The following is a 15,486-nucleotide window of genomic DNA, read 5'->3' on the forward strand; positions in this document are numbered from 1 at the left end:
TTTGAATCTATTTCCAAAATTTCCTGATCATTATTATAGTAATTTCTTACACTACTATATTTCCATTCATAAGGCTCTGTTACAAAACTACTTTCAGACTCACTTAACTTTTAATCATAAATAAAAATTCGAGAAAGTATACCTTCTCGGATTTATTTATAGATTGTTAATCTTTATTCGGACACGAGCGTGACGCTCGCGCCAGCTGGGGGAAGAGCATTTTTCTGTAATTTCCTTCCCGATTTTTCTTTACAATACAATTCTATTTTTTGAAGCCTATCTGAAATTTTTTCTTCCAGCCAATATTCATTTTTTTCTGTCAAGTCTTTTCGGATATAATCGAAAGTCTTTCTTCTGAAATTATGAGTTTCTGAATCGGACTTAACAGCTTTGAAATTAATGGAGGTTCTCATTCGTAACTTAAAAACACAAATTAGTAAACCAACTCAATATCATTTAAAATATCGCATTAACTGTCTTTGTTTGGCTTTAAGTTTTAATAACTTAAATTAAAAAACCACTGCTAGTTGCAGTGGTTTTTTTTAATTTTTCTGATTTACTATTAGAGATAAGGAATAAAAATTATGTCCTAACAAAGTTAGCAACTCCATTCATAAATTTATACTCTTTTTTAATTTACCTTTTAACTAACCACATCTATTTGAAAATCAAATAAAATACCCATATTTTTATCTTGCCGTATAAAAATAACGGGTAATTTTTAAGTTACCCGTTTGTGAATTATTTCATTAATATCTAAACATAATTTTACCTACATTTATTATTGTAAGAAAGTACAGTAATATTTTTATTATTGCTGTAAAGACATCTATAATGAGGATCATAATGATCAAAACTCGGTTTGAATTTATATATAATTTTTACTTTTTCAGCGGATTTATTCTTATAAAAGTTATTGACATCTATATGCTCATTCTCAACAAGTAAATATATAGTATCCTTTTTTAAAATTTCAACACCTTTCATATGTATCATTTTAAAATTAGGTTTATAATCTCCTATTTCAATAAAAGTACTATCATTCCTTTTTGAAAAAAAAAGGCATATGCTATTTGACTCTTCTGCTTGCATTCTCCTTAAATCCTCTTTGTAAGATAAAATCTCTTTTTTAAGGATATTATTAATTATTATACTTGGATAGGAATATTCCGTAATATTTTCCTCTTTCTTTTCTTTACAAGAAAACAAAACGAGAAAGACCAAAAGTACTTTACTTTCTTCTAAAAGATGTTGTATCATAATATATAAAATGTGGTCTGTTATCTGGATTTGATATGTATATCCATGGATTAGCTTTGATCTGGCTACCGTAATTTTCCAGTAAATTTTCTTGGGTTACTCTATCTCCCCTAGCTGGCGCGAGCGTCACGCTCGTTGCCCATTCACAAATTACAAATTTAAATCTATTTCCAAAATTTCCTGATCATTATTATAGTAATTTCTTACACTACTATATTCCCATTCATAAGGCTCTGTTACAAAACTACTTTCAGACTCACTTAACTTTTAATCATAAATAAAAATCCGAGAAAGTATACCTTCTCGGATTTATTTATAGATTGTTAATCTTTATTCAGACACGAGCGTGACGCTCGCGCCAGCTGGGGGGATCAATATGCTTGTTAGAAGTCATATCTTCAAAATAAGTAGAGATGATACTTTCATATATGCATTTATCTTGTGATAGGACAATACTATGACAACTAGTTGTTAAAATTAATAGATAAATTATCGCTAAAATTTTCTTCATAATCTATTTTTTTTATTAATTCCCTCTATAATTAGAAATTTTTCATTATTGTATATTGATTTTTTTTCTTTTATAAAGTTTTAATATTTGGCAATGAAGAAATAGTCGTACTATCTGTTAAATTACCCTTTACAAATTTATATTCCTTTTTTAACTTATCTGTAGTTATATAAAAGTTAGGAACATCTATTTGAAAGTCATATATAAGACCAACATCTTTAAATGGCTGATCGTAATATTTATCACTAACCATAATTAATCGAAACTGATTAAGTGGCAAAATATGATTTCTACGTAATAAAGAAATCCCATACTGCAATTCTCTTGAACTTTTACTATAATTATTTCTACTATCTAAAACTGTGTCAATCTTAGTTCTTATATTCAAAGAGGTAGAATCTTTATTTATAGTGTATGTTTGAAAAAGACTTGTACTGCTTTTCTCATTTTTTAACGTTACTAAAGTATCCTTTAACCATTTTTTGTATTTCATTTGTGGAGCAATATTCATAGAAGCTTTCGTTACTATTTTTTTTTGATCACTTTTACAATTTAATGTAATTAGAAAAAATCCAACATAAAGGAATGAGCTTATTTTCATTTTATTTTATAATTAAATCTAGTTTTATTCTGTATCTTTTCTCCTCTCCCGCCAGTAATATTTTCATAAATTGTTCCTCCTAATATTTTTGTTGCGGAAATATCATAGTTATTGGGGCTATAATTAAATTGAGAAACATCCACTGCTCCACCATTATCATTTTTAAATTTTGTCAATAAACCTTTTGACGATTCACTCCATGTATAATTTCTATGAGAGTTTGGCCATGTAGAGAAAATCAAATCTGTTCCATCCCAAGCATTTGCACCATTACTATAATCTTTAAAACCACTTAGTCCCTTGGAATATCCATAAGCATTTATTGCAGATTCAATTGCAAATTTAGAGTTTCTCTCACTAAAGCTTGAATTCACAAAATTAGAAAAGTCTTTTTGGGTTGCTCCTTGGGCAAAGCTATTGTCGTACATAACGATATTTTCTAGAGAGTTCAAATCTCTGGAACCACCAGCTTTTAAATAATTCATTATAACATTACCAATTGCTAATGATTCTGTTCTATCTCCATCCGATTCTCGATTTATTGCAGAAGCTAAACCTAAAAATACCTCATTATTAATTCCTTCTAATTCTACTAAGTCTTTTTTAGCATAATGATGCTTTCCACGAGAATCTGTGCGGAATTTGCTATCATCAATAACATATACTTTTTGATCATTGATCCCATCCCATCCTAAGTATTTTCCGGATTTTGAATAAATATCTCCAAAAGGAGCTCTTCCATCAGGGTCAATAAATCTGATTGGGTTATCAAATGCATAATTATAAGGAGAATATCTTCTCATTTTATCTGCCAAAGGATCCACAACTCCCCATCTTCCTAAATCAGCCATGTAGAATCTTGCTCCATAGTCATAAAAACCAGTCTCTTGCAATTCCTTCCCATTATATTTGTAATTACGATATCCTCCTAAACTGGATTTACTTCCGCCTATATGGTTTGCGCCAAAAGCATAATAGTTATTCGTATCTGTAATTTCAAGAATTCCATCACTGTTTTTAGCATAACTTACCCTTGCATTTCCCAGATGATCTCTATACTGGTAAATATAGCGATTTTCTGTGAAGCTATAGAAACCTTCAGAAGTTGGAACAAAGTCGAGAACCCATTGTGGAGTTATGGGTTTTGTAGAGTCAATAAGACCACCATCCTTAAAAGCTTCCTGCTCAAATGCAACACTTGTACGACACCAGGTACACTGAGTAATTTCAGAATATGTGTACTGAAAGCCATCCAAATAATCGGTTATATTAGTCGTTATCGTGGGATTCCCTTTATTCCCTCCACTAGTATTGGTTTTACGAACCTTTACGCCATCTGCCCTGTATAAATAATCCAATCCAAAACTGCTAACTCCTCCAAACGGATTACTCTGTGTGATGGAATATGAATCCGATAAGCTAAGGTAGTTATAACCAATTGCATTGATACCTTTATCTTTCATATTAATCATGCTTCCATTCAGGTCATAATCAATAAAATTGTTTCCACCTTCGTAACCTGTATTGTTTGGGTCGTTTTCAATAACTTGATCCAGACGATTTCCTGCATATTGATATTCGAGATCATCAATCTTTGTAGCTGTTAATGAAAATGCCAGTGGAGCAAATCTTTTCAGGGTCATAATATTTCCATTCAAGTCATATGTCAGATATTCATCAAAATAATTTGAATTTCCTGTTGTTGGCTCTTTGTAGAAAGCATTTTTCAGCCTGTTCAGATTGTCATATTCATAATTATATCTTTTTAAAATACCATCTTTTGAATTTGCCCAGTCAACCTCTGCGATATTCCCGTTAAAGCTTCCTGGAGCTATATTTGAAGACACAGGATTATTGTATCTCATTTCATATCCAAACAATTTTCCGTTAAGATTGGCTGGATCATTAATCTTGGTCATCCAGCCACGGATATTATAGTTATATATGATATCCTGCAAAGGACTGGAAACTGTAATTCCTCCGACTTTTTTATTAGTAATCTGAGAAAGTTCGTTGTATGTATTCTGAGTCAAATACTCAACAAGATTATTGTCAACCTGATGGGTATGAGTCAATAATCTGTTTTGAGTGTCATAGGTGAAGTTTTCTGTGATTAATCTGTCCGTATTAGTATCTAACCTTTTGTGTCTAGTAACCGTCTGCTGAACGACTCCTGCAAAAGTCAGTTTAGAGTCAACTTTTGTACGTCCTCCTAAATGATTAATAGAGTAGGATCCAACAGTTCTTCCTTTTTTATCATAGTAAGTATAGTTTTTTGTCCAATTATCGTCTTCTATGTTCTTTATCAAATTCATGACAGGAAGACTTTTGGTACTCAACCCATCTGGATCAAGAGTACCTGTTAAAGTTGGCTCGTTTAAAATATCTGTTGGAAAAGCAGGATTAAAATCATAGCTTGGATACGTGTCATAGTAATTAACACTTAAAACCTTATCTATGGTAGTAGGATATACTGAATTCCCATAATACACAGACATTCCACTGTTTGTAAATCCTGTCGTATTACGATCTTCATTAGAAGGCTGTCCCTGATTGATATAATAATCCACACTATCTTGAACTTGAATTCTTACAAACTGAGCACCAATATCAGCTATCCCAGTATAAACTACTCTTGAAAATTTATCATATTTAGTAAACACCCACTTCCCCGATGGCTTCATAACAGCATCTTGAGTCATTACTAATCGGTCTGCTTTATCATACACCATATATTCCCAACCCTTGCCTGGCAGTTTCTTTTCAACCAGTCTATTCCAGCTGTCATAACGGTATTGATAACAAAGATCATTAAGTACAGAATTGGGATCTAAAACAACAGCCGCTTTTGGCGGAATAACAAAGGCAAGCTGATTATATTCATTATAAACATAATAGGTATCTGCATTTTCTGTAGCACTAATTGCTTTTCTCACCAATAAGACCTGTCCTTCTGCGTTTTTAAATTCTATCGTTACATTACCATCCTCATCAGTTACAATATTTTTGTACAATTGAGCATTTCCATAGTTAATAGATTGGCTAACACTGTTTTTGATTGCTTTGTCCTCCCAAGCAGTAACGATGGTATATTTTTTAACGGCATCTCCAGTGGTATTGGTATCATAACCGAACTGGACAGGTTTGTTATCCCAGGCAATTCCGAACTGCTTTTGTCTAAGAATACGGTCTAATGGAGAGTTTTCCAGTTGTTTCTCCGAAAAAGCTTTTTCGTTCGTGTATGTTCCTGTGGGGTCACCTACAGGAAAATCACTCAACCCTAGAGTCTGGGGATAAATTGCTCCATCATTTGTTGATTGCTGTGGTACAGGCAGATATTCTCTGGTCTGTCTTCCAAATCCATCATATAAAATAGGCGTTACAACATCTTTCCCTAAAGGAGATGTTTTTATATTGACTATCTGCTTAGGTCTGCCTAGCCCATCAAAATATTGAACGGTTTCTGTGCTTTTTGTTGGAGTAGTTCCATTATAGTCAAGATAAGTCTTGCTGTAAACATAGTTTTCTTTTATATCTAACTGCGCATATGTTATATTTGAAAATAGTAAAGCACCTATAGGAATTATTATTTTTTTCATGGATTTGTTTTTAATAGACGTTATAACTAAAAGTAATGTTATATGGAGTACCTGTAGAAGGACTTCCGCTACCTAGCCATCTTAATACAGTCTGTCCTGATCCAGGATATAGAGTGACCTGCCAATTTCCAGAAGATTTACTAACTGTGGTAGTTGGCCAACATAGACTAGGTATATTTCCTAATTGTACTGAATCGGACCAATTCACACCTTGATTTGAAGTAACCATAAAGTTTAATTGAGCATTAACAACATTATTTACTTTTTGAAAAGGTGCATATTGTATCATAATATACTGACTGGAAGCCAGAGCATTGAAATTACAATATGGATAATAACAAGTTAAATTTGAATTAGCATAATTCTGACCATTTAGATTAATGTCATCTAAAGCTTTTTGATCAGCGTCTTCCTGACTTATGGTGGACAAATGCTTACCTTCAGGAACGGTATAGGTTATAGAACTTGATATCATACCAGCAGCACAATTATTTTTTGTAAATGGCTGGCTTTTCGTAGCATTATAATATGTTGTTGGGGCATTATTATATTTATATTCTTTAAGTACTTTTCCCTTATTATCCACAACTTTCTCTAATCGATTGGCCAAATCATAACTATAGTTTTCTCTTATTCCATTTGGAGGAGTAATACTTGTCACCCCGATTAATGGATTATAAGTATAGGTTGTTATGTTGTAGTTTGCAAAAGCAGGGGTTTTTCTAAAATTATCCAGCGCCTCAATGAGCAATTGCTCAGAAGGTATATCAATATCTGCGTTAGATTTTATGTAAATAGGCAGGTCTGTATATCCTGAAGATGAGCTGTTTACACCTAAAATAGACATTATATTACTATATGTTTCACCTTCTATTTTAACAATAGGTAAAGTTTGGTTATATCCCCAAATAATTGTGGTTGGTTTGCCATCTTTACTGGTATATTGTAGAATATTACCCTTGGGATCATATAAGTCATAGGTGATTTGTGTAGTTGGAACAGGAGTAGGACTATTCAAATCTTTAAGATTATATGATAATACCGATTTTGGTAGAGGCAAACCATTAGTATGTATATTAGCATCTGCTTGAGAAACAGGATAAACTGTTTCCCACTTGGTTAGAATTTTATTTGTAGGATTGTCTATTTTCGTTGTCTCTGTAACCAACGGAATTCCCACCATATTCTTGCCAATCAAATATTGATTATTTATTGTAACATCATTTGCATAGTGATATGTTTTAGAGATTACTTTATTGTCAGGATAGGTTGTTTCTTCTTTCTTTAGAACGTCATCATTAGAGTCATCATAAAAATACTTTGTATTAGTGGTGACATTTCCATTATTGAAATAATCTTTTCTCGTCTCCGAATCTAAATAATGATTGTAAAAATAAAATTTATAAGCCGAAGCATTAATGACATCACAGGTGTTATCTAAAGCTTGACCTTGCCCATTCCAACCCATTGGAACAGGACCAAAAGGGCGTCCATTAATTTCGATTATTCTGGCATGTTGTGAAAACCTTGCAGGCGTACTGTTATAATTATACGTTGTTTCAGCTAATAATTCCTTAGTGTTCGTATACTCCTTTTTAAACAATATCTTCATTCTTTCTTTTTGGAGAGAGCTGAAAGAATTTATTCTAGTACCATTATTTTCAGAATAGTCCGTATATGGACCGATCCATACATAATTATTGGGTCCTTGTGTGATCCTTTGCCTTTGCGCCATAGACATTACCACGTTATCAGGTTTTTGATCAATAAAGCCATTATCTTGGTTACTGAATGCATATTCAGTAACTCCTCCATTACTTTCTTCTTCGTAAACTTTTGAATATACAATATGGGACCCATTAGTGTAATTTAATGGCCAACCTACAGGTGAAATCTCCCTATAAACACCTTGCATATGATTGTAATCTGTCGTATTTGACAAAACCCCGCTAGAATTTAAGTTGCTAGCCATAAGATCCTTAATATAGTAAAACTTTCTCTGGGTAGGCACATTTGAAAAACTATAATCAATCATCTGGCTCACTCTGAAACCTCCTGCTAACCCTCTGGGATAAACCTCACTGATGAAAAAATCATTGTTATAATTAGTTATTTTTGTATAATCATGAGGTTCATAATAAAAACGAGTGCTTCCCCCAGTTGGATAAGAAATTTTTTCTAAAATTTCGTTTAATTTAAAATTCGGTTCTTTTGCTTGTCGATATGCCGCCGCTATAGTATTAAAATCTGAGGAATTTACCGCATAGAAATTAAATGTCTTATCATTGAAATACCCCCAGTGATCAGTATTTCCGCTATTAAATTTTGGGAATAAGTTATTATTATACTGGAATTCATATTTATTGTTTTCTGCTTCACCAATTTTTATTTTTTTTAATTTTAATCGTCTTGCAGGGTTTTCATCATACTCAAAGCGGATAGTTTCCACATTCTTATTGTTTACAGCATAGGAAATATTATCAAGTTTGTTCCAATGTTTAGAATTATAATAGCTATCAGGAGGCTTAATTTCATTTCCATCACTTAGGTATACATTTTCGTTGGTAAATTCAAGGCTATTTGCCAAAGATCTATTAAATTTTATCTCAGCATTATTAAAATTAACCTTATCTAAATAACAAAACTCTCCTTCTTCAAAGCTTGAAAGATTAAAACAATTACTGTTATCAAGATCTTTTACGCAACCGCTAGAACTATAACCACCATATGTAAAACGTTTGTACCCCGAATATGAGCTTCTAAAATAGATGAGTTCTGCAGATTTATTGTAACTAAAATCAACATTTTTTCCGGTTGAATATTCGATTTTAGTTAAATGCCAATTTTTAACATATTTATAAAATGCTGCAGCAATCTTTGGATTTTGAGTCTTTTTTCTACTTCGATAAACCTCAATTGCTGAATATTGATTTCCAAAAGTATACTTGTTCCCAAATCCATCCGTAATGATAAAGGAATATATGAAATGGTCCATACCGTACTCATTATCTTTTAATGTGTTTGTAATGGACAAATTAGGTGTGTCAGAGTTTACAATCCATTTTCCTTCATGATTTTTAATAAAAGTACCAGATATGCCATTGATAGAAAAGCTAAAAGTATCAGGATTTAATGCTTTTTCATTATATTCATATCCAGATGAATATGATTTTAGCTTATCTAACGAATTCCAATCCCCTGAATTCAAAAGACCATATTTATAATAATAAGCTTCTGGATCAGATTCATCTGCCACACCGCTCAAATTTCTTGTAATAGTCCCTGAAGCGCTTAAATTCCATGCCAAGCCCGTCCATGAAGGATAAGTATCGGGCTTATTGAAGGCAATATCGTAATTAAGATTTAAATCAAAATTGTTTACATGATCAATTTTTAAGGATAGTAAACTGATATTGATATCAGGCTTACCTAACGCATGATTTAAATTAGTTCCTCCATATACTTTAAATTCACTAGAGTTTGGGCTTTTAGAAAATTCAGGACTATAAAAGCCCTCCTCACCATTAAACTGTCCTTTTACTAATGATATTGAAATGAGACAAAATAGAAAAAAAAATTTCATAATTTACTTTTTAATAATTTTTGCATTTGCGGTTTTATTCGTGTCTGTTTTAATCGTGATGAGATAAGCACCTTGAATCAGATTCTGAGTATTCATCTTGGTCACTTTATTCTTGGTTTTCAAGCTTTGTAATTGTCTTCCGCCCATATCATACAAGGTGATATCAGCTTCTTTAAAATCAAATCCTATTTCCACATAAGCATAATCCGATACAGGATTCGGATAAATTTTAATATCTTGTTTTTCGATCAATTGATCAATTTGCTTATCTCCAAGTTTGACAATCTTCCAGTTCTCTTCACCTAATTCCTCTGCACTTGTTCCTGCTAAAACAATCGATCCGTCTCTGTTTAATTTAATATCAGATAACCTTTCTTCTCTTTTTCTGGATTCTCCTTTTACATGTTTTCTCCACTGCTCATTTCCATCCTCATTTAAATACAACATCCAGAATGTTTCATCATCTGTTTCTATTCTTCCTTCCGCTTGTGTATAACCGCCTAAAAGAATCCCTTTTGAAGTTTTATCATCACCAGAATGAATCACACTCATTCCCATTAAAACATCTCTGTTTTTGAAATTGTAAGATTTTTGCCACTGTTCGTCACCTCTTTCGTTTAAAGAGATTAACCACAAGTCTGCTCCCTCTTCAATCCCAACGGTTTTATTTCCTGATCTCTCTGATCTTGATTCGCCACCAATGATATATCCGTTTGAAGTTAAAGCAAGTGTTCTTACATGATCATCACCTTTTCCTCCATAGTTCTTTTCCCATTCTACTTTTCCATCTTTATTAAGCTTAATGATCCAGTAATCGCCTTCTCCAAAGTTTTCCGTCTTCTTGGATTCACCTTGATTACTTCTGGAATAAGCTCCCAACAGAGCTCCACCATCTTTTGTAGGAATCATTTTTTCAACCTCGTCCAGTCCATTTCCACCTAAAACTAATTGAGATAATTCTTTCCCGTTTTTATCTAATCTTACGATCAAAACATCTTTAGATCCATAACCTTTTGCTGAATTTTGAATATTTCCAGCTACAAAAAATCCTAAATCGGTAGTCTGAATTACTGTTCTTGCTTCTTCATCGGACGTTCCTCCAATTGTCTTCTGCCATAATTCATCCCCAAATTCATTGATTCTGATTACCCAGATATCTGATCCGCCCTTTGATTCTTCTTTTTTATCTAACGCCTTTCCACTATAAGAAGTTCCAGCAAGAAGAAATCCTCCTTCCTGGGTATTCACTGTTGCCGATAAAAAATCATGATTTTGTCCAGAGAAAAACTTTTCCCAGACCTCTTCACCTCGTTGATTGAGTTTTACCAAATGAAAATCGTAACCGTTATTCTGTTTGTTTTCCGTTGAGAGTTTCTGTGATTGAATAGTACTCCCCGTAATCAAATACTGCTGATCGATTGTTGTCGTCACCTGACTTAGGAAATCCTGAGTAGAGGATTTGATGTTCTTTTCCCAAACTATATCTTGAGAATATAATGTAGCAGTAACGCATAAGGTTAATGCACTCATATAGAGTTTATACATGGTTATCTGTTTGTTTTTAGTTTTACTTATTGGTTATTTTAAAACCGTTCAAATTTAACACTTTTTAGCATTCATTAATTTCACATTAAAAAGAATTAATATGAATTACATCATGTTTTTGACTTATCTTTAAATTATTACATTTCAGATATTACAAAGCTATTCCAGCAAAGCGACAGAACCTGTCGTGTTATAATATAGATGCAAATAACAAAGAAAAAGTTGGAGAGCTTTTAAATTTACTTACATGAAAACTTGACATAATAAAGAATACTGCTTCAAATAAAGCAGTATTCTTTGTATTTTATTTCTTTTAAACTCCTAATTCAAATAATTCTTCAGCCAAACCCCTTTCTGGTACATAATCGCGGCCATATACACATTGTTATTGTTGTTATGCGCGCTGCAAATCGGCATGATGTAAACAGAGTTAGAGCCCTTGGGCTCTGCTTTTGCGGTCTTTCCCAGGATTACATGACCTCCAACCAAGTTTGTGTTACAGGTAACCGGACTGTAATTAAGGGAAGTACAATTCGTAGGATTTCCGTACTGATCGCTCCACAATCTGAGCCATGTTTTACTGGCGATCTTAGGATCGTTGGTACTGCCGATGACATTGGCAAAATTCTCATTTTTGTTGAAGGTTACTTCCCCACCCCAGACGGAATAAATAGATCTTTTTACGAATTCATTTCCATAATGCTCTTCAGGGTTATAAAAGCCGGCAAACAAGCCATTCTTATAGAGCAATTGAAGATCATCATTCTCTTCGGGACTGAGTGCGGGTGGCGGCGTCTTCACCTGAACCGTAAGATCTTCCTTCAGAAAAGCATCGATCAAAGCCTGATTGGCCTCTTTCACGGTATTCGCGAAAAGCTGATCCAAGTTAGGGGTCATGGGTGTATTGTAATTCCAGTTGGGATTATACAGTGCTTTTTGAGTACTGATCTTGGTTTCCGATCCTCTTTGGTAAGCATATTCCATGGTTCCTTCCGGGTAGGTGGTCAGGCAGACAGCATCTTCTGCCACATATTCCGGGCCGCTGATGGTGATTACCTGATTTTCTTCCTCGTAGTTGTAGGTAAAAGAAAGCTGCGCCATCAGATTGGTATTGTTAAGGTATAAAAGTTTTCCAACTGGTATGGGATGCGTATCTACGGTATGCGTTCCGTTTTGTATCTCAAAGGATATGGTGTATCCGGTTTTCTGAAGATCTGCGGACTCATTGTGATAATCCGGAGATAAAGGTAATGTGAGGGTAATGGTTTTCATGGTAAATGTTTTAGTTTTTAACTTTAATCATAAGGCTTTCAGTTCTGCGAACAGGTCAAAATAACGAAGAAAAAGCCGGAGATGCTATAGTATAAATAACCAAATGGTGAGTTACGTAGAAACACGTAGAGCTGAAAAACACTCCATTTTACCACAAAAAAATACTGCCTCGTTGGAAACAGTATGTATATTGATGATCTGTTTTTTTGAACAGATTTATTTTCCAGATTTTAATCTTTTATTTTCTTCTTTTAAAGCTTCGATCTGCTCTTTTAGAAGGTTGATATATTCCTGTTGGTTTTCTAATAAGTAATTAGGAACATTACAGAACTGATTATAATTGATACTTGAATTATCATTTAAAGTAGAGTTCTCGTTATGCTGAATCTGAGCTCCTCTTTCTTCTTTAATATCCTCTACAGAAACATCCAAAGCCTTAGCCAACTTCTCCCACTCGTCCTCAAATATTTTGACATCCCCACTCTCCTTTCGGCAATAATTGGAAACATCCGTTGATAAGATGTTTGACATGTATTCCTGAGTGTATCCTCGCTGCTTTCTTAGACTTCTTAGCTTTTCCATAGTGGTTTGTTGTGCTTTGTACAAATATAGAGAAAAATGTTTTTATGTGAGGGATTGGCTGTCTAGTTAAAAGAAATCTTTTAAGAAGTTGATGATGTCTTAAATAGGATTAACCTACGGGCTACTAAACCTTATGGTTTAACCTCTGATTCTAACAAGGATCAGAGGTTTTTTTATTTCCAAACTCAACGGAATCTCCACGGATTAAAAAAAAACTCATACATGAATTTGTACGAGGCCAATTTCGAAAATATTTCTTGATTTCTAAAACTTTTGTTTCTTTAAAAATAGTTTGGATTTATTCGATATCTCACGACATATTAAATAAAGAAACTTTCGTATGATATTTACTTTAATAGCATTTATATTATTCAATTAAAAAACTGCCGTTTAGTTTTGCACTTGAGCCCTCTGACAAAAAACTCTTGTTATCAGATATTTTTTAAACTAAAGAATATTGCAAGAATAAATAAAGCTAGTAAAATTGTTACATAAATATAGCTTGTCCCTCCTTTCTTAAAGATATATCCTCTTTGTTTTTCGATTTCGAAATATTTTTCTTCAGCATTTCTTAGAGTTCTTTTCGCTTTTTTGATATATAAATTATTTCCAATAACTCCTAAAGTTATTAAAAAAACAATAGTAGCCGAAAAATTTACCAGCTTTGTTTGCTCAATTCCAATAAGCTTTGTTAAAACTAAATTTTCAAAAATTGTTTCCAAATAAAAAACAAAAAAAATAATAGAAAATTCCAGATACATTTTTCGATATAGAAACCACAAGGCACCAAATATTAAAGCTGAATAACTAAACCTAAACTTTTTTCCTTGTTCATAGTATTTTAATTGCTCCAGATAGTAGGAGTTACTTTTTTGAAAAAAAATTTCATACAGTTGTATTTTATCCATTAGTTTAATTAGTATTTTATCTTTTTTTGAGATTATGTCTTAGTATCTACGACGATAACCTAGACTAATTCTATAAGTATTCGCTGTGCTTTTTGAAACGCCCAAAACCTTTGCAATTCCTTCATCTGATAATTGAGCTTCTTCAATTAAAAGTTTTGTTGCTTTTTTCCTAGCATCTAAATAAGCTTCTTTTCTAGAATTAGAAATGAAATCTAACCTATTGATACCAGTCTCTGATTCTATAGCTTTTAAAATCCGATCAATTAATTTATCTTCCATAGTATCATTACCAGTTAATCGATCTATTAATTCCCCAGGTTCCCACTTTGACAACTTTTTCATAATTAGAAAAAAGTGCTAGAAATAAGATAATCGTTGCTATTACTGCGAAAATAAAGAGTTTCTTTTTTTTCATAAATATTGAGTTTTTATTATCGTTTTTTGAGATTCATTTATTCATTTTTTAATATTTTTCCAATTAATCTACAAGAAGAAATATATTCGACATCATCATAAATATTTTCTCTCATTCTTTTAAGTTCTGCTTCTACATCAACATCATTAGTTTGCGAGGAAATTAATCTGCTGAAAAAATCAAAATCATTATAATTTCTTCTGTGTGGATCAATTAATTTTTGCAAAGCATAATTAAAATCCTTAGCTGGCTTTATAATATTTAAAGAAGGTGACTCATCTACATTGTCTCCTACGACATCAACAAATAAGGGTGTTTCAATGATAGATAATGGCTCGTAGACAATGAAACGCCTTATAAAGATATCATCGCAGTATTTTATTGCATCAACTAAATGTAAATTTAAATCTTCAAGAAATTGTTCGTAAATATTATTATACCGTTGGTGATCCTCGCGCTTATTAAAAATCTTTAGAATCGATTTACTGTCATATAGATATGTTCCATTCAAGAATGTCTGAAATTTTTGTTCTAATAATTTAATCAAACTTTCAAATCTAATATCTGATACTTTTTTAAGTACTTTATTGAGTTCTGATTTATGTTTACTAACAACAAAACTCAATTTTTCAATAATTATATCTAACCATGCATTCAAAAAAAGTTCATGCCTGCTCAAAACGTCACTAATGTTATGCTCTATTAATTCAAACCTAAAATCATTATCCTTATGATATCTGAGATATTCGATTTTCCCTTGAAGTGCCTCGTAAGAAAATAAAGAAGAAGACACTAGTTTTCCTATTTTATCACGTCGAATAGGATGACCCACCAATTCATTTCTTATGTCTCTATTAATTGCATAATTTTCATCATTCTTTAAATCCCCCTTATTAAAATTAGTTGAAAACAATCTTAGCATATCCTCTATAAAGTCTTGCTGTACATATACAATCTGTAGTAAACTAATATGATATGAAAAAACTTCTGGCAGACCGCTTCTATCAACAGATATTTTCAACATATCAAGTGTATCGTGAAAATATCCCATCATATCACCAAAATAATTTGTTTTGGCATCTTCATTAAAATTTATTTCGCTTTGACAATATGGATAATCCCAGATATTAAAATTCCAAACATCCCTAATTGTCTCTAGTTTTTTGTAAATATTATCCATATAAATGTTAATGCATCAAGTTTTTCAGTC

11 protein-coding genes are annotated in these 15,486 nt (G+C 32.4%); all 11 read right to left on the bottom strand.

Annotated elements, in window-relative coordinates; genetic code table 11:
* Positions 1–173: 173 nt before the first annotated feature.
* Positions 174–413: a hypothetical protein gene (locus AC3WRL_RS00650; RefSeq protein ID WP_492329493.1), complete on the bottom strand. Its 240-nt coding sequence runs from the start codon at positions 411–413 to the stop codon at positions 174–176.
* Positions 414–768: 355 nt separating this feature from the next.
* Positions 769–1,260, bottom strand: coding sequence for a hypothetical protein (locus AC3WRL_RS00655; RefSeq protein WP_492329494.1), 492 nt, complete (start codon positions 1,258–1,260; stop codon positions 769–771).
* Between the two features lie 581 nt (positions 1,261–1,841).
* Positions 1,842–2,372 (bottom strand): hypothetical protein, encoded by a 531-nt coding sequence (locus tag AC3WRL_RS00660; protein WP_492329495.1) that lies wholly within the window; start codon positions 2,370–2,372, stop codon positions 1,842–1,844.
* Positions 2,369–5,971, bottom strand: coding sequence for a DUF6443 domain-containing protein (locus AC3WRL_RS00665; protein ID WP_492329496.1), 3,603 nt, complete (start codon positions 5,969–5,971; stop codon positions 2,369–2,371). Before AC3WRL_RS00665 ends, AC3WRL_RS00660 begins: the two co-directional genes overlap by 4 nt.
* A 10-nt stretch (positions 5,972–5,981) precedes the next feature.
* Positions 5,982–9,554: a DUF5977 domain-containing protein gene (locus AC3WRL_RS00670; RefSeq protein WP_492329497.1), complete on the bottom strand. Its 3,573-nt coding sequence runs from the start codon at positions 9,552–9,554 to the stop codon at positions 5,982–5,984.
* Between the two features lie 3 nt (positions 9,555–9,557).
* Complete coding sequence (locus AC3WRL_RS00675; RefSeq protein WP_492329498.1) at positions 9,558–11,099, bottom strand: T9SS type A sorting domain-containing protein; 1,542 nt, start codon at positions 11,097–11,099, stop codon at positions 9,558–9,560.
* A 321-nt stretch (positions 11,100–11,420) separates the two neighbouring features.
* Positions 11,421–12,371, bottom strand: coding sequence for a hypothetical protein (locus AC3WRL_RS00680; protein ID WP_492329499.1), 951 nt, complete (start codon positions 12,369–12,371; stop codon positions 11,421–11,423).
* Positions 12,372–12,587: 216 nt separating this feature from the next.
* Positions 12,588–12,953 carry a helix-turn-helix domain-containing protein gene (locus tag AC3WRL_RS00685; RefSeq protein WP_492329500.1) on the bottom strand — a complete coding sequence of 122 codons (366 nt, stop codon included), beginning with the start codon at positions 12,951–12,953 and terminating at the stop codon, positions 12,588–12,590.
* Positions 12,954–13,384: 431 nt separating this feature from the next.
* Positions 13,385–13,861 (bottom strand): DUF2628 domain-containing protein, encoded by a 477-nt coding sequence (locus tag AC3WRL_RS00690; RefSeq protein ID WP_492329501.1) that lies wholly within the window; start codon positions 13,859–13,861, stop codon positions 13,385–13,387.
* 39 nt (positions 13,862–13,900) lie between these two features.
* Positions 13,901–14,203 (bottom strand): hypothetical protein, encoded by a 303-nt coding sequence (locus AC3WRL_RS00695; protein WP_492329502.1) that lies wholly within the window; start codon positions 14,201–14,203, stop codon positions 13,901–13,903.
* 110 nt (positions 14,204–14,313) lie between these two features.
* Positions 14,314–15,456 carry a hypothetical protein gene (locus tag AC3WRL_RS00700; RefSeq protein ID WP_492329503.1) on the bottom strand — a complete coding sequence of 381 codons (1,143 nt, stop codon included), beginning with the start codon at positions 15,454–15,456 and terminating at the stop codon, positions 14,314–14,316.
* Positions 15,457–15,486: the final 30 nt, after the last annotated feature.

Source organism: Chryseobacterium sp. FW101-FHT12H09, from assembly GCF_058790395.1.